Annotated in this window: 10 protein-coding genes; 1 reads left to right on the top strand and 9 read right to left on the bottom strand. The window is 73.3% G+C overall.

The features are described from left to right. Positions 1 to 55: 55 nt before the first annotated feature. Both WBK31_RS25275 and WBK31_RS25280 read right to left on the bottom strand, forming a co-directional pair. Positions 56 to 1,216: a discoidin domain-containing protein gene (locus tag WBK31_RS25275; protein WP_406673274.1), complete on the bottom strand. Its 1,161-nt coding sequence runs from the start codon at positions 1,214 to 1,216 to the stop codon at positions 56 to 58. Continuing rightward, positions 1,185 to 2,186: an MGH1-like glycoside hydrolase domain-containing protein gene (locus WBK31_RS25280; protein WP_406673275.1), complete on the bottom strand. Its 1,002-nt coding sequence runs from the start codon at positions 2,184 to 2,186 to the stop codon at positions 1,185 to 1,187. Before WBK31_RS25280 ends, WBK31_RS25275 begins: the two co-directional genes overlap by 32 nt. Before the next feature lie 365 nt (positions 2,187 to 2,551). Here WBK31_RS25280 and WBK31_RS25285 point away from each other — a divergent pair, with 365 nt between their 5' ends. After that, entirely contained in the window at positions 2,552 to 3,559 is a 1,008-nt protein-coding gene (locus tag WBK31_RS25285; RefSeq protein ID WP_406673276.1) for a hypothetical protein, read from the top strand. A gap of 653 nt (positions 3,560 to 4,212) precedes the next feature. On the opposite strand, the gene WBK31_RS25290 is transcribed toward WBK31_RS25285, so the two are convergent. From WBK31_RS25290 to WBK31_RS25320, 7 genes are all read right to left on the bottom strand, one after another. After that, positions 4,213 to 6,369, bottom strand: coding sequence for a GTP-binding protein (locus WBK31_RS25290; protein ID WP_378790205.1), 2,157 nt, complete (start codon positions 6,367 to 6,369; stop codon positions 4,213 to 4,215). A gap of 400 nt (positions 6,370 to 6,769) precedes the next feature. Next, the gene (locus WBK31_RS25295; protein WP_406673277.1) at positions 6,770 to 7,465 is read right to left on the bottom strand and encodes a phosphotransferase family protein; all 696 of its coding nucleotides are present in this window, start codon (positions 7,463 to 7,465) and stop codon (positions 6,770 to 6,772) included. Next, the gene (locus WBK31_RS25300; RefSeq protein WP_406673278.1) at positions 7,396 to 7,806 is read right to left on the bottom strand and encodes a hypothetical protein; all 411 of its coding nucleotides are present in this window, start codon (positions 7,804 to 7,806) and stop codon (positions 7,396 to 7,398) included. Before WBK31_RS25300 ends, WBK31_RS25295 begins: the two co-directional genes overlap by 70 nt. Continuing rightward, a complete protein-coding gene (locus tag WBK31_RS25305) occupies positions 7,784 to 7,924 on the bottom strand; it encodes a hypothetical protein (protein ID WP_406673279.1) in 141 nt (46 codons plus the stop codon). Before WBK31_RS25305 ends, WBK31_RS25300 begins: the two co-directional genes overlap by 23 nt. A gap of 68 nt (positions 7,925 to 7,992) precedes the next feature. Further along, positions 7,993 to 10,500, bottom strand: a complete 2,508-nt coding sequence (locus WBK31_RS25310) for a PEP/pyruvate-binding domain-containing protein (protein ID WP_406673280.1) — start codon at positions 10,498 to 10,500, stop codon at positions 7,993 to 7,995. Position 10,501: 1 nt separating this feature from the next. Beyond that, positions 10,502 to 11,221, bottom strand: coding sequence for a TetR/AcrR family transcriptional regulator (locus WBK31_RS25315; RefSeq protein ID WP_406673281.1), 720 nt, complete (start codon positions 11,219 to 11,221; stop codon positions 10,502 to 10,504). 68 nt (positions 11,222 to 11,289) lie between these two features. Then, a complete protein-coding gene (locus WBK31_RS25320; RefSeq protein WP_406673282.1) occupies positions 11,290 to 16,455 on the bottom strand; it encodes a tetratricopeptide repeat protein in 5,166 nt (1,721 codons plus the stop codon). Positions 16,456 to 16,508: the final 53 nt, after the last annotated feature.

The raw sequence follows: 16,508 nt of genomic DNA on the forward strand, positions 1-16,508 counted from the left end.
GTAAGGGAGCAACTACTCCGCTGCTGGAGATGGTCCGCCCGGGCTGCGGGTGGCGTCAAGAGCGTTCCCCTTCCGGCAGGGGATCGGCAGGGGATCGGCAGGGGAACCTGCCGATCCGGCCGTGGAGGACGGAGAAAACGCGCGGCGGAGGGCTCGCCCACGGGCGTGCGCGATGGGTGAGGGGCGGGCGTTGGGAACCGGCGCCCGCCCCAAGTGAGGGGCGAGCGTGGGAACCGGCGCCCGCCCCAAGTGAGGGGCGAGCGTGGGAACCGGCATCCGCCCCAGGTGAGGGGCGGGCGTCGGGAACCGGCGTCCGCCCGGGGTGAGGGGCGGGGGCGCGCCCGCGGGCCTGGGCGCGCCCCCGCTTTCTCAAGTCCCGTAGGCCTTGACCTCCAAGAGGCCCACGGAACTGGTCCCGTTGCCGGTGAGCAGCACCCGCAGGCGGGTGGTGTTCACGGCGGTGAAGGTGACGGTGTTGTAGGCGTCCTTGGCCAGGGTGTACGCCGACGCGCCCGGCACGTCCGCGTACGCGCTGCCGTTCCAGTACTGCAGCTTCCACGACGCCTGGCATGTCGATGCCCTGGTCGTCGTCGAAGAAGTACACCTCGGCCCGGTTCAGGGTGCCGGCGGACGGCCAGGTGAGCTCGACCCACTGCTGCCCGGTCTCCGGCCAGCAGCCCCAGCGCGGGTTCACGGTGTCGTTGGAGGAGGGCGGGTCGATGCCGTCGTTGACGGCGGCCACGCTCTCCCACGGCGAGGTGTACGACGCGGTGGCCACGGCCGACTGCGCGAGGTTGGACGGCTGCGGGGTGCCGCCGCCGCGGTTGTGCACCTTGATCTCGGTGAGCCCGGTACGCGCCCCGGAGACGGCGTTGAACACCACCCGCATCCGCTGAGCGTTCACGGCGTTGAACCGCACCACGTTGTAGTTGCCGCGCGGCGTCGCCGGGTTCTTGACCTGGGAGGAGGCGCTGACCCAGGTGCTGCCGTCGTGGTACTGGACGTCGTACGAGGCCGGCGCCCGGTAGGTGCCGCTGGCCTGGCGGCTGTCCTTGAAGTACAGCCGTACCTCGTCGAAGGTGCGGGCGGAGCCGAAGTTCAGCTCGTACCAGTCCTGGCCGGCGGTGGCGGTGCCGCCCCAGAACGGCTCGTTGATGGGGAAGCCGTCGACCGCGGTGGTCACGTCACCGGTGGCCGGGTCCCACGTGAACGGCACCAGGTCCGAGACCGTGGCGGCGCGGGTGCCGTTGACCGTAGATGGAGTAGCCCTCGGGCACGCCCGGGTAGCGGACCACGCCGTCGGCCGGGTCGTCCCAGACGATGGTGAGGTCGGCGTTGCGGTAGCGCAGGTTGTTGACCGTGAAGTGGGTCCAGCCGATGTGGATCGGCGACAGCTCCACCTTGGCGTCGTTGCGCGGCCGCAGCCCGGCGACGTCCTCGATGATCGTCCAGTTGCTGCTGCCGAGGATGTTGTGGTGGATCCAGGAGCGGTACGTGATGGAGGAGCCGTTCCAGTCGGCCCAGAACTCGTTGGCGTCGGGCCACTGGGTGTTGCCGCCGATGTACTGCGCCCAGGCGTTCCAGGAGAGCAGCTTCTTGTACCAGGTGGCGTCGATCCACTCGTTGGGGTAGTTGCGCAGCACCGACGACAGCCTGCGGAACTGCACGGTGGAGTTGATGGTGGAGAAGTTGTTGCTGCCGGTGCCGGAGGCCGCCTTGTCGGCCTGGTTGGCGGTGTAGAAGGGGAAGATCGGGTACTGCGCCGGGTCGTCGAACAGACGCAGCGCCTGCTTGTACGTCGCGGTGTTCGGGATCGCGCCGACCGCGAACGGGTAGTAGTTGTTGATCTCCTTCCACGGCACCCACTCGTTGGTGGACTTCAGGCGGTGCTCGAAGAGCTGCCGGTTGGGGTTCCAGAGAACGTTGAGTATGGCGTTCTGGATCCGGGTGGCGAGCGTGCGCATCTCGTTCGCCTTGGCGGTGTTGCCGGCCGCCTCGTACGCCTGCGCGGCGAGGAGCGCACCGCTGTACTGGTAGGCGGACTCGGCGCGGTCCATCCTGCCGGGCTTCCAGTGGAACGACACGGCGTCGGCGGTGGTGATCGGCGGGCCCGCGAGTGCGGGCCGCGGAGTGCCGAGGAGGAGCAGGAGTGCCGCGGCGACGGCCGCCGCCCATCGTCGTCTCATGTGGTGGCCCCTAGCTGGTTTATGTGAGCGCTAACATCATGGATTCGAGACTCCCTAAAAGGTTTTCGGGAAGATAGATCGGGCCGGTCAAGGCCGTCAATGAGCCGTTGCAACGTCCTGCATGTGCTCTGACATGCTCGATTCGGTGACCATGGGCGCCGATCTGGCGGCTCATGCTTGTTCACATTTTCGTATCACCGAAAAGGCTTTCGGTGTGTCGGCTGGGATCCCTTCGCGCTTGGCAATGGTCTTCGGTGCGTTTGCGCAGGTCAAAAGGGGTGGAACGGGGTGCGCGGCGTTGCCGGGAAGGTCGCACTTCTCGTGAGAAATTCCGAACAGTAGCTCCTGACCTTGAGGGACGTCTCATGGGACACGATCACCAGGACCGCCAGGTCAGCCGGCGACGGCTCATCACCGGCATCGGCTCGCTCGGCCTCGGCGGCCTCCTGACCGCGGGCGACCCCCGCGCGGCGGGCACGGTCGCCGACAGCTCGGCGGCGGGAACGGTCACGGGTAGCACGACGGCGCGGTCCGGCGACGGACCGGCTGCCCGGACCGGCACCGGATCGGGCGCCGGCTCCGCGACCGGCACCGGATCGGGCGCCGGCTCCGCGACCGGGACCGGCAGTGGAGCGGCCTCCGGCGCGACGTCCGCTGTGGGGCCCGCCGCCGGGTCCGCAGGCAGCGCCTTCGATCCCGATACGCACGCCAAGGCCCAGGCGCTGCTGTCCAAGGCACAGATGTGCAAGCTGACGCCCGGCACCAAGCAGGGCCCCTACTACTTCGAGACCGGCTCCGTACGCAGCGACCTGCGCGAGGACCGGCAGGGCGTGCGGCTGCGGCTGGCGCTCAAGGTGCAGGACGGCGCCACCTGCCTGCCGCTGCCCGGCGCGGCCGTCGAGGTCTGGCACTGCGACGCCTCCGGCCTCTACTCCGGCGCCGAGCGGCAGTCGCGCCTGGTGCTGACCGGCGGGGACAAGGTGCGGGTCAGGCCCGGCACCGTGTTCACCGACATCACCCCGTCCGACGGGCGGCGCTACCTGCGCGGCGTGCAGCTCACCGACCGCGACGGCATCGTCCGCTTCACCACCATCTGGCCGGGCTGGTACCCGGGGCGTACCGTGCACGTTCACGTGATGGTCGTCGTCGGAGACCATCGGGCGCTGTGCACCGAGATCATGTTCGACGAGAAGCTGAACAGGAAGGTGCTCGCCACACCCCCGTACCGCGCGGGGCACAAGCGGCCCAGGGACACCTTCAACGGCAACGACCCGATCTTCAGGGACGACATGCTGGCCTACGTCGTCGAGGACGGCGACGGCTACCTCGCCGCCGCCGTCCTCGCCACCGACCACGACGAACGCCCCGTCTGACCCACAGCGGTCGCCCGACCCACCTTCCGGTCCACACCGGCGCCTGGGCCGCCCCGGCATCCGGCCCACCCTCGATCCACACCAGCGCCCGGCCCGCCCCGGTCCACACCGGCGTCCGGCCTGCCCCGGCATCCGGCCCGCCCCCGGTCCGCACCGGTTGCACGGCCCGCGCCAGGTCCGCACCGGTGTCCGCCCCCTACGCGCGTCCGGGCACGCGCCGGAGCCCGGCGCCTACGGGTGGCCGGCCCGCGCATGGGCAGGCCCGGCTCGCACGGGTGCCCGGCCCGCACGGATGGGACCGGCCCACACAGGTGGCCAGCCCGCACGGATGGGACCGGCCCGCACGCATGGGGCTGGCCCACACGGGTGACTGGCCCGCAGAGGTGGCCGGCACGCACGGATGGACCTGGCCCTCACAGGTGGCCGACACGCACGCCCGGGGCCGGCACGCACGGGTGGGGCTGGCCCGCACACGTGACCGGCCCGCACGAAAGGACCTGGCCCTCACAGGTGGCCGACACGCACAGACGGGGCTGGCTCGCACGGGTGCTCGGCTCCTCATGAGTGGAACTGGCCCGCATGGGTGACCGGCACGGACGGGTGGCCGGCCCGCACGCGAAGCCGCGCCCGCGTTCGGCCTACCCCCGCGCGGGCTACACCCGCCGCACGACATGCAGCAGGTACTCTTTCCTGTCGAGCGGGTTGTGGTCGGTACGTGGGCGTTCGGGGATCGGGCCGCGTACCGGCTCGTAGTGGGAGAAGGCGGACTCCAGTACGCCCTCACCCCGCGTCAGCCCCGGCAACCGCCGCTCCAGCTCGTGCACCCTGGCCGCCGGGATCTCGCCTTCCACCAGCGCCGCATGCCGGGTGCGCGGCACCGCGCCCAGCCTGGTCAGCACCGGCAGCACCGAGCTGAGCAGGTCGGGCGGCAGGTCGAGGCGGAAGCTGTGCATCGGCTCGTACACGGTGGTCCCGGCCTGGCGCAGCGCCGCCATCAGCACCAGCGGCACCAGGTTGCGGAAGTCGCCGGCGGTGCTCGACATGCTCTTGTCGAAGACGCCGCCGGAGTGGCTCTGCCTGGCCCAGTAGCCCGAGTGGGTCAGCGTGACCACGCAGTCCAGCACCTCCCAGCCGTGCAGGCCCTGCTTGAGCGTCTCGCGCACGGTCTCCTCGACCGTTCGCATGAACGCGTACGGCAGCGATCCCAGCTCCACCTCCAGCCGGAACTTCACTCCGCTGCCGGGCGGGCCGGGCTCGACCCGCAGGCCGACCGTCGCGAGGAACGGGTTCGGCTCCTTGCCGATCAGCTCGTACGCCGCCCCGGTGCCCGACGGGCGCTCGACGCAGATCGTGGTCGTCTCGCGGAACGTCACCTCCAGGCCGTACTCCTCGGCCAGCGTGTCCTGGATGACCTCCTTCTGCACCTCGCCGTAGAGCGAGACCGACACCTCCTGGCGTACGTCGTCCTGGCGCACCGCGATCAGCGGGTCCTGCTCGGCGAGCTGCGCGAGCGCGAGGTGCAGCGCGGCCCGGTCCTGCGGCCGCCGGGGCACCACCACGGTCTCCAGCGTCGGGGGCGCGAAGTACCCACCGCCCCCGCCGTCCCTTCCAGGGGCGGGGCCTGGGGGGCCGGGCGGGATGGCACGGCGGGACTCGGCGTGACCGTTGAGGCCCGGGCCAGGGTGGCCCAGGGGGTCGGCGCGGTGGGCGCCGGAGTGACCGTTGAACCGCGAGCCGGCGTGGCCGGGCGGGACGGCGCGACAGGACTCAGCGTGACCGTTGAGGCCCGGGCCAGGGTGGCCGGCGAGGTGGACGGGGTCGCAGATGCGGACGTCCGTCAGGCCCCAGACGCGGGCGATGCGGCCCGCGGGCACCTCCTGCCGCCGCTGGTCCGTGCCGGAGTCGAAGACGCTGATCGCGGTGACCCTGCCCGCCCGATCTCCGAAGCGCAGCCGGTCGCGGACGCGCAGCGTGCCGCCGAACATCCGTACGTACGCGACCTTCTCCCCCGCCGGGCCCCGCTCGACCTTGAAGACGGTCCCCGACGGCGGCCCTTCCGGGTCGCCGGGCGCGGCGGGCAGCAGCTCGTCGATGCCCGCCATCAGCGCCTCCACCCCGGCCCCGATGATCGCCGAGCCGAAGAACACCGGGTGCACCGCGGCCTGCGCGGTCTGCGCCCGCAGCTCAGCGCGGAGCCGGTCGGGGGTGATCGAGCCCTCATCGGTCACGTACGCGGCCAGCAACGCGTCGTCCCGCCGGGTCAGGACGTCCAGTAGCCGGTCGGTGAAGGCGGGCTCGCCGTCGTACGGGGTGAACCCGGCCTCGGGAGTGCCGAGGTTCGCGGTCGTGCCCATGGGGACCACGGCCGGCGAGATCTTGGCGGCCAGCTCGGCGAGCACGTCATCGGCGCGGGCGCCACGACGGTCGATCTTGTTGACGAAGACGAGCGTGGGGATGCCGAGGCGGCGCAGCGTACGCATGAGCACGCGCGTCTGCGCCTGCACCCCCTCCACGGCCGAGACGACCAGAATGGCGCCGTCGAGCACGTTGAGCACCCGCTCCACCTCGGCGATGAAGTCTGGGTGTCCCGGGGTGTCGATCAGGTTGACGGTGGTGCCGCCGACAGCGAACGAGACGACGGCCGACTTGATGGTGATGCCGCGCCGGCGTTCAAGTGCCAGGACGTCGGTCCTGGTGGTGCCGCCATCGACGCTGCCGGCCTCGTCGATGGCTCCGGCGGCGTACAGCAGCCGCTCGGTCAGGCTGGTCTTACCGGCGTCTACATGCGCCAGAATCCCCAAGTTGAGCACACGCAACGAACGTCATGTCCTTCGGTGAGACGACTCCTTCTTGCTGGGAAGACATGACAGTTGTGCGCATTTCCGCTCCTCGGGTCGGCCGGATCGCGATCCAGCACACCAAACGAGCACGACAGGCGGCAATCGAATTTCCGGTCTGGGCGCCTGCGCGCATGAAGTTTTCGGCCCCGCGGCTCCGCGGCTCCGCAGCCCCGCAGCCCCCGCGGCCCCCGCGGCCCGACAGGCCCCCAGTCCTTCGGCCCTCAGCCCGGCTGACCCTCACTCCCCCGCCCCTCGGCCCGGCTGACCCTCAGTCCCTCGACCCGACAGGCCCTCAGTCCCTCAGCCCGGCTAACCCTCAGCCCTCAACCGTGCTAATCCTCAGCCCTCAGCCCGGCTAACCCTCAGTCCCTCAGCCCGGCTGGCCCTCGGTTACCCAGCCCCAGCGGGTGCGGAGCCAGTTCAGCGTGGCGCGCCGTGACTGCTCGCGGCGGTCCTGGAGGTGCGGCGCGTGTGCGGGACCGGGTTGCGCCGCCGTGCGCGTCCAGTAGCCGGCCAGCGCCACCAGCAGCGCGTCCACCTGCTCAGGCGGCGCGTCCCTGCCCAGGGGTTGTTTGGTGAAGACCTCCTCGGGGTCGGGCTCGCCCAGGTCGGACTCCAGCAGCAGGCACACCAGGTCGGTCCAAGGCGGTCCGGCGCAGGCGCGGCCCCAGTCGACGAGCCTGGCGGCGCCGTCCGCGCCGACGATGAAGTTGTCGAAGTGCGGGTCGAAGTGCACCAGCGTGTCGCCGGTGACGAGCGAGGCCCACTCCCGCTCGACGGCCGCCAGCCTGGGCAGCCACGCCCGCTCCCACTCTCCGATCACGACCCGGTCCCCGTGCTCGGCGCGGCCCGACGCCAGGTCCTGCCACAGCTCGCAGCGGCCCGCCATGCGCTCGGCCACGGTGGGCGGGCGGACAGGAGGGCGCGTGGGACGGGGGTCAGCAGGGCGGCGCAGTCGGCCAGCGCGTCGAGCGCCGCCCGCAGCTCGGCGGGCCTTCACGGCTCGTGCGGCACGCGGCCGGGCGCCTCCTCGAAGCAGAGCAGCACCCAGTCGTCGCGCTCGCACGAGAGCAGCAGCCGCGGCGAGGGCACCCTGTCCGGCAGGGCCGCGTTCACCACGGCCTCCCACCGGTACCCCGCCGCCTGTCCGGAAAGAAGGGATTCGAGCGTGGAGTCCACCGCCCGTCCGGCCGGGCCGGAGCCGAGCCGGCGCCGCTCCGCCGGTTCGGTGGGGACGGCCTTGATGAAGGTGCGGTGGCCGTCGTCGTGGGTGGCGACGCCGAGCACGCCGTACGAGAACCCGCCCTGCCGCGACTCGAACCCCCGCACGGCGCCGAACCGCCGCTCGACCTCGGCTACCAGCGACGCGGGCAGTTCACCGAGGTCACGCCGCCGGACTCGGGCCATCGGGCCGTACGTCGGCGTCGTCCTCACCGCCACGTTCCACGGCGAACATGGCCATCTGGAACAGCGCGCAGTACTCCTCCGGCTCCCGTTCGTCCTCGAAGTTCGACTCTTCGATCACGCCATTCACGGGATCACACGCCGGCGGCCGAGACAACCGGTTCGACGCGGCTTTCCCTGCCGGATGCGCTACCGGAGCACCTCGACGGTGCCGCGTTCGCCGTCCACCCTGATCCGGTCGCCGTCGCGCACCCGCATGGTCGCGTTGCCGGTGCCGACGACGGCGGGGATGCCGAGTTCGCGGGCCACGATGGAGGCGTGCGACAGCGGCGCCCCCATGTCGGTGACGACGGCGGCGGCGCGGGGGAACATCGGGGTCCAGCCGACGTTGGTGAGCGTGGTGACGAGTATCTCGCCGGGCTGAAGCCGGTCGCCGTCCTCGGGCCCGGCGATCACGCGGGCGACGCCCTCGACCACGCCGGGCGCGCCGGGGAAGCCGGTGATGGCATCGCTCTCGGCCACGGAAGGCGCGGAAGGCGCGGTGGCGCGGGCGTCGTACAGGTCGGCGCGGCGGGCGGGGTCGGCGGCCCAGCGTACGGGGTCGAACGGCCCGACGATCAGCGCCGGGTACGGCGGCAGGGCCGCATACCGCTCGTACGTGGCCCGCCGCGACGGCACCTTCTCCAGGACGGACCGGTCGCCGCGCAGGAGATCGAGCAGCTCGTCCAGGTAGAGGTAGAAGACGTCGTCGCCGGCCCCGGACAGCTCGCCCGCCCGTACGGTGAAGGCGCGCAGCACCCAGAACGTGCGGACCGATTCGGAGCGTGCGGATTCCCGGTCGCGCACGACGGCGCTCCACCGCCGCACCCGCGCCCGCATCGGGGCGGCCTTGCGCGGGTGGCTGCGGGCGAAGCGGGCCCACGCCTCCTCCCTGGCGGCGCGCTGGCGTTCCAGCAGCGCCTCGGTGTCTTTCCGCAGGTCGCGCAGGCCGGCGAGCTGGGCGTCGATCCACTGCGCGTCCTCGCCGGGCCGCGGGAAGGACACCTCGAACTCGTGCGGGCCGCGATGCCCGTACGTGCGGGCGAACTCGTCCCTGCCGATCTCGCCGGCGGCCAGCTTGGACAGGCCGGTGAGCAGGCCCATGCTGGCCAGCCCTCCGTCGGCGTTGACGCCGGTCAGCATGGCTTCGGCGTCGATGTCGCCGACCAGGTCGCGCAGCCGGTGGCGGGTCATGACGAGGGTGGCGTTGCCCTGACGTCCTGCGGCCTCCAGCATCTGGAAGGAGGTGACCGCGTGCGGCCTGATCTCGCGTTCCCACAGGTCGGCCAGCTCGACGGGGGTGGCGGTGGCGGCGACGCGCTCGCGCAACTCCTCGCACCGGGCGGGCGAGGCGGCGAGGAACGCGTGCATAATCTTGATGTTGCGGCGGACGCGCCGCCGGATGCCGACGGCCACGGGCAGCACCCGCCTGATGATCTCCCACCGTGACAGGCCGACCAGCGGCACGTCCAGGCCGGGCGGCAGCTTGCCGAAGATCTGCTCGATCGCGCCGAGCAGCCGCCGCACGCCGATGGCGGTGGCGACGGAGTGGACGACGCTGAGGTTCATGTAGAACCGGCCGCCGATGTTGCCGACGAGGTCGAAGCCGGGCAGGGTGCTCGCCGACATGGCCTCGGCGATGAACAGCCGCACGTACGACCAGGTGATGGGGGTCATCACGTCGGGGATGGCCTCGCCCAGGTTGCCGCCGGTCCACAGGTGGCCGCCCTTGAGGCTGTCGTTCCACTCCTCCAGCGGCGCGGGAAGCCCGGTGATGGGGCGGGCCTGGACGATGGCGAACGCGCCGTCGCGCCTGGCCCACTCGATGTCCATGGGGACGCCGTACAGCGCCTGGATGCGGGCGCCGAGCCCGGCCAGCGTCTCGGCTTCGGCGTCGTCAAGCACGGGCGCGGCGCGCCGCTCCTCGGGGACCGGGCGCTCCTCGGTGCCGGTGGCGGTGCGCACGGTCATGACCTTCTTGTCTCCGGTACGCGACTCGGCGACCCGGCCGCCGCGCACCGTGATCACGTCGGGCGTGACCTGCCCACCGACGACGGCCTCGCCGAGCCCCCACGAGGCGTTGATGACGGTCGCGTCGCGGTCGCCGCTGACCGGGTCGGCGGTGAACAGCACGCCGGCCGCGTCGGCGTCCACCAGCTCCTGGACGACGACGGCCAGCGCCACGTCGTCGTGCGGCACGCCCTGCCGGTCGCGGTAGGCGATGGCGCGGGGGTTCCACAGCGAGGCCCAGCACCGCCTGACCGCGTCCAGCAGCGCGCCGGGGCCTTTGACGTTGAGGAAGGAGTCCTGCTGGCCGGCGAACGACATGCCGGGCAGGTCCTCGGCGGTGGCGGACGAGCGCACGGCCACGGGCACACCGTCGCCGAGCTCCGCGTACGCGCGCAGGATCGGTTCCGCGAGCCGCTCGGGCACCTCGCGGGCGGCGAACAGCGCCGGGATCGAGCCGGGGTCGCCGGCGGCGGCGCGCAGGATCTCGTCGCGGAAGCCCGCGACGAACGCGCGGTAGGCGTCGGTGGTGATGCAGAACCCACCGGGGACGGGCAGCCCGGCCCTGCTCAGCCGGGCCAGCGACGCGCCTTTGCCGCCGGCGGTGGCGAGGTCGGCGGCGGGGTCGTCGAGGGGGAGCACGGCGCGCATCTCATGCCTCCAGGGAAAGGGCCAGCTTGCGCTGGGCGGCCTCGGCCATGCCGTCGAGAAGGCGGCGGGTGGCGAGCGCGACGACCTGCTCGCCGCCGGGCGGCAGCGGTTCGCCGATGCCGAGCGCCCGGTCGATGGTGGTGGCGACCAGCTCGGCGATCCGCTCGTCGGGCAGTTTCGCGTCCTCGGGCCTGACGTCCGGCAGGAACAGGAACCCGTAGACGATCGAGGAGATGACGATCACCTGGTCGCGCGGCTCTCCGTGGACGGCGCCGATCTCGGCCAGCTCTTCGACGTACGCGTCGAGCGGCCCGCCGAGCGGGAGCTGCGGCCCGCTCTCGCGCTTGCGGCGGGCGAGCTTGCCAAGCACCTCGGAATCACCGCGCAGCATGGCCCGCATGAGCGGCCTGCCGAGCAGCGTCAGCGCGAAGCGGCCGAACAGCTCGCCCGGCGTGGTGAACCCGCACTCGGGCTCGCGCTCGCGCAGCTCGGCCACCATGTGCACCCGCTCGCGCCGCAGCAGCGCGGTGAACAGCTCGTCGCGGGTCTTCCAGTGCAGGTAGATGGTGCCTTTGGCGACGCCGGCGCGCTGGGCGACGTCGTCGATCGTGGTTTTGTCGTACCCCCACTTGAGTATCAGCTCGGTGGCCGCGTCGAGGATCCGGTGCGCCCGTTCCAGCCGGCGCGCCGGATCCTGCGGTGGCCGTCCAGCCCTGCCCATGATGAACTCACCTCATTTGTTTGACCAAATGAGGTTATTCAGTCATTTAATTGTGCGCAAGCGGGGGCTCACCCGATCTTGCTGAGCAGCGCCTCCGCTTCGGGGGCGAACGACGGGTCGCCGGTCTCGACCGCCCTGGTCAGCAGGGTGCGGGCCAGGTCCAGGTCGCCGCGCTCGTACCGGATCTCGCCCATGCGGCAGGCGGCCTCGGCGACCAGCTCGGCCTGCTCGGTCAGCCCCAGCGTCAGCTCGTAGAAGCGCAGCGCCCCGTCGCGGTCGCCCAGCCAGTAGCACAGCTCGCCGAGGTGCGCCGCCGCGAGCCCGGACTCGGAGTCGCCCGAGTCGATCACCCGCTGGTACCAGGTCAGCGCCTCGGGGAAGTCGCGCTCGCGCTTGGCCAGCGCGCCCAGGTACATCGCGGCCAGCGCGCTGATGTGCCCGTCCGCCTCCTCGGCCGCCCTGCGGTACCAGGCGCGCGCCTGCGCCGCGTCCTCGTCGCGGTACGTCTGCCCGAGCGCGATCATCGCCCGTGCCGCGAGGTCGGCGTCGCCGGACTCCAGCACCCGCAGGTAGACCTCGCGGCCCTCGTCCACCCGCCCGGCGTCGGCGAGGCGCTGGGCGTACAGGGTGAGCGCGGTCGGATCGCCGTCCCGCGCCGCCTCGCGCAGCGTGCGCAGCGACGCCTCCAGGTCGCCCTGCTGCTCCTGCAGCATGCCGAGCAGGCCGCCGAACACGCCGCGCGCCGGGCTTTCGGCGTCGCGCGCCTGCCGCTCGGCCAGGGAGTAGACGGCCTCGGTGTCGCCGTCGGCGTCCAGCAGCTCCAGGAGCCGGCCGTCCGCGACGAATCGCACGTCGGGGTCGTCGTGGCGGCTCAGCCGCTCGTACGTCTCCCGCGCCCGGCCCTTCTCGCCCAGCTCGGCCAGCCGCTGAGCCGCCTCCAGCTCCGCGTACGGGCCGGTCCCGGCCAGCGCGAAGTAGCCGGGCACCGCGTCGGGGTCGGCGCACCGGCCGCCCAGCGCGCGGGCGGTGTCGGCGGCCCGCTCGCCCATCAGCGCGAGCGCCCGCTGCGCCAGCGCGTGCTCGCCGCGCTCGCACGCCTCGTGCGACAGGCCGGTCAGCGACTCGATCCCCAGGTCGTCCACGGGGGTGCCGAGGGCCAGCGCGAACGCCTGGGCGGCGGCGCCGAGGTCGCCGTCCTCGTACGCGAGCACGCCGAGCCGCACGCCCGCGCGGCCCACGGCGGCCGGGTGCCCGGAGCCCGCCGCGACGCGCAGCTCGCGCGCGGCCCCTGCGCGGTCGCCCAGCTCCTCCAGCACGCCCGCCAGGTCCACGCGCAGGGAGGCGGCCAGCTCGCCGGACGCGGCCTCGACGCCCCGCGCGAACGCGGCGGCCGCCTCCTCCTTGCGGCCCCTGAGCGCCAGCGAGGCTCCCCGCGCCCAGTGGCCCGTGGCCGCCGTCTCCGGGTCGCCGCTCTCCACCGCCAGGGCTGCCTCGGTCTCGAGTGTGTCGTGGTCCTGCTCGCGTACGAGGAGGGTGAGCAGCTCGCGGCGGGACTCCAGGTCGCCGCTCGCCGCCGCTCCCTCCAGCACCTCGCGGGCCCGCTCCGGCTCGCCGCGCTGCTGGAGCAGCCGGGCGGCCAGCGCTCCGGTACGGGGCAGCCCGGCCATCGCGGCCTCGACCGCGCCGTCCAGGTCGCCGCGGCGGTGGCGGACGATCGCGATGTCGTGCCAGGCCACGGCCGCCGCCTCCGGATGCTCGGCGGCCCGCAGGAAGAACAGCTCGGACCTGCAGTGGTCGCCGTCGGCGGCCAGCAGCGCGCCGAGCTCGAACGCGGCCCTCGCCTCGCCGTCCGCGACGAGCGGGCGCAGCAGCCGCTCCGCCTGGTCCCTGTCGAGGTCGGTGGCCACGTCCAGGACGTGACCGACCGCCTCGTCGCGTTCGGGCCCCTCGGGGATCTCGGCCAGCAGGGCGTGCACGCGGGCCACGTCACCGTCCCGCAGCGCGAACAGCAGCGCCGCCAGCGGACGCGAGCCGGTCAGCTCGGCCAGCGCCGCCTCCGCGCCCGCCCGATCGCCCTCGGCGTCCAGCACCCACGGCAGCTCGTCGGCCGCCGCCCTGCCGAGCAGGTGCCGCGCCGTCGCCCCGACCAAGCGCTGCGCCCGGCCCTTCGCCGGCACCGCCGTCCTGCCGTCCGGCGACGACGCCGTGCTGCTGCCCGTGGGCGCCGCCGTGCCGCCATCCGCCGCCGGCATCGATTCTTTGCCTTCCGCAGGCGCGGACGTGCCGGCGTCCGCCAGGGCCGCCGCGCGTTCCAGCGCGAACTCCGCCGACTCGGCGTCCCCGGCGGCCCGCAGGCTGCGGCCGGCGACGAGCATGGTCTCCGCCTCCGAGCCGGGGTCGAGGGCCGCCGCGCGTTCGAAGGCCGCCTTGGCCTCCTCCAGCTCTCCGGTCTCGGCCAGCAGCACGCCGAGCAGGCGCTCCGCACGCGCCGTCGCGGGCACCCGCCAGGGGCCGCGCACGTCCGCGCCGCGCTCCGGAGCGCCGTCCTGCAAGACAGCGCCGTCCTGCGAGACAGCGCCGTCCTGGGAGGCGGGGTCCCGGGAAGCGGGATCTTGGGAGGCGGCAGCGTCCTGGGCGGCGGCGGTCAGGGTGGCGAGGGCCGCAGGGGCGTCGCCGCGTTCGTGCAGCCGCTCGGCCACCAGCACCGGGCCGTCGGCGCCGAACGAGGCGGTCAGCCGCTCCAAAGCGTCCGGCACCCGGCCGGCGTCCACGAGCGTCCGCCCGAGCAGGAGCGCCGCGTCCCGGTCGTCGCCGGGCAGGCGGGAGAGCACGTTCACGGCCTCGTCGTGCTCCCCGAGGTCGTGCAGCAGCGCACCGGCCGCACGCAGCGCCAGCCGGTCCAGCTCCTCGTCCTCGCCCAGCCCCGCCAGGTACGCCATGACCGCCCCGCGCGGATCGCCCGCGTCGCTGCGCAGCGCGCCGAGCAGGCAGGCGGCGTGCTGGCGCGGCACCGGATGCCCGGACTCGACCGCCAGCGACAGCGCGCCGTCGGCCGCCTCGATCTCCCCGAGGTGCCGCCAGGCGCCCGCGCACTCGATGGCCAGCCGGGTCGCCATCGACCCCGCATCGCCCTCGGGCATCGCCCGCGCGGCGGCGGCGAAGTCCCGGTCGAGCACCAGCCTGCCGAACCCGCTCAGCTCGTCCGTCCCCAGGTCGAGCGCGGCCCGCGCGCCCGCCACGTCGTCCAGCCTGAGCCGGGTGACGGCCAGCGGCAGCGCGGCGCGCTCCGTCTCGCCCTCGGCGATGAGCCGTTCGTGCAGCCGGCAGGCGGCGAGCAGGTCGCCCTGCCGCTCGTAGATCTCGGCCAGCGCGGCGGCGGCCTCCAGCCGCAGCCCGCGGTGCGGGCCTTGGAGGACGCTTTCGTACGCCGCCCGCGCCCGCCCGGGATCGTCATCGGCCACCAGCCCGCCGAGCGTGGCGCCCACCCATGGGGCCAGCGCGGGATGCCCGTCGGCGTAGGCGCGTTCCAGCAGCTCGGTGGCCTGCCGCCGGTCGCTCAGCACCTCCTTGCCGAGCACCGCCGCGTACGACAGGGCCAGCGGGTCACCGCTGTTCGCCGCCGACAGGAACAGCTCGGCCGCCTCGGACGGGTCGTAGCCGGTGGAGACCAGCACGTGCGCGAAGACGGCGGTGCCGAGCGCCGCGACGGCCGGATCGAGGTGCTCGGTGGCGGCGCGGTAGCCGTGCAGGCCCTCGTCCCTGCCCAGCCACTGGTGGTCGAGCAGGGCGTTCAAGACGGGGTGCGGCTCCTCGCCGGAGGCGTGCAGCAGCTGCAGCAGGACCGCCGCCTGGAAGCCCTGCGGCACGTCGTCGCCCTCGGCCACGTACGTCAGCAGCTCGTCGGCCTGCTCGGGGTCGCCCTCGCGCAGCTCGAGCCCGGCCAGCGCGACCATGGCGCGCGGCGCCTGGACGGGCGCGCCGGAGTCGGCGGCACCGCGCAGCAGCCGCCTGGCCTCGGCCAGGTCGCCTTCGCGCAGCCTGGCCAGGCCCTCGTCGACGTCGTTGAGCGCCTGCTCGGTCACGGGGTCTTCGGGCGGCCGCCGCCGGGCGTCGTGTTCGAGCAGCAGCGTGGCCTTGAACGCGGTGTCGGGGTCGGCGTTCCCGGCCGCCAGCCTGGCCAGCTCCATGGCCTCGTCGCGTATCTCGGGCCGCTGCTCGATCAGCATGCCGAGCAGGGTGACGCAGGCGGAGGACCATTCGCACTCGCCCGCCTCCAGCACGGCCCTGATCGCGGCCAGCGCGGGTGCGCTCTCCCCCGCCTCGGTGTGGAGCTGCGCCAGGCATGCCTGGGCCTGCAGGGCGTGCTCGCGATGGCCGCTGGCGATGACCCGGTTGAAGATCGCCCTGGTCTCCTCGTCGTCGCCGAGCTGCGCGGTGACCTTGGCCAGCTCGATGAGGGAGGGCAGCCGGACCTCGGGGTCGGGGTGCTCGGCGGCGACGCGGTAGGCGGCGGCGGACTCGGCGTACTCGCCGAGATCGACGAGCACCGCGCCGAGCAGGTTGTGCGCCATGGCGCGGTGGTCGGGGCTTCCGACGGCGATGGCGTGCTCGCAGACGGCGCGGGCCTCGGCGAAGTCGCCCGCGTCGGCGTACATGCGGTAGAGCTGGAACGCGGCCAGCGACACCACTTCGGGGTCGCCGCAGGTCAGCAGCGCGCGGTAGTCGTCCTCGGTCTCTGCGGCGTCGTACAGCTCCTTGGGCGGGGCCTGCGCGGGCGGGAACTCGGGCAGCTCGAGCCGGGCGGCCAGCTCGGCCACGGCGGGGCTGTCACACCGGCGGGCCCGTTCGAGCGCCTCCTGCGCGCCCGCCGCGTCGCCGAGCTGCGTGCAGACCAGGACCAGCGCCGTGTCGGCGAGCGCGGCCACCTCGAAGTCGGCGCCGTCCGAGGCGATCATCAGCACGCGGTGCGCCGCCGCCCACTCCTTGGCGTTGACGAGCATCATGCCCATCGCCATGGCCGAGCGCTGCCCGAACACCGGGTCGCCCGACTGGATCACCGCGCGGTGCGCCGCCTCCGCGCCGTCGAGATCTCCTTGCTCCTGCAACAAGCCGGCCAGCAGGTGGGACGCCTCGGGGTCCCCCGTCGCCGCGATCTGCCTGAACAGCGCGGCGGCCTGGTCGAGATCTCCGGCTCTCCAGTGGCTCATGGCCGCGTCGAGCTGCTCTGACGCCATTCCTCACTCCAAAGTCATCGAATATCGTGAAAAAGCTACACATGTGTCACTCA

The sequence above is a fragment of the Nonomuraea sp. N2-4H genome (genome assembly GCF_045291505.1).
GTDB classification, from domain to species: domain Bacteria; phylum Actinomycetota; class Actinomycetes; order Streptosporangiales; family Streptosporangiaceae; genus Nonomuraea; species Nonomuraea fastidiosa.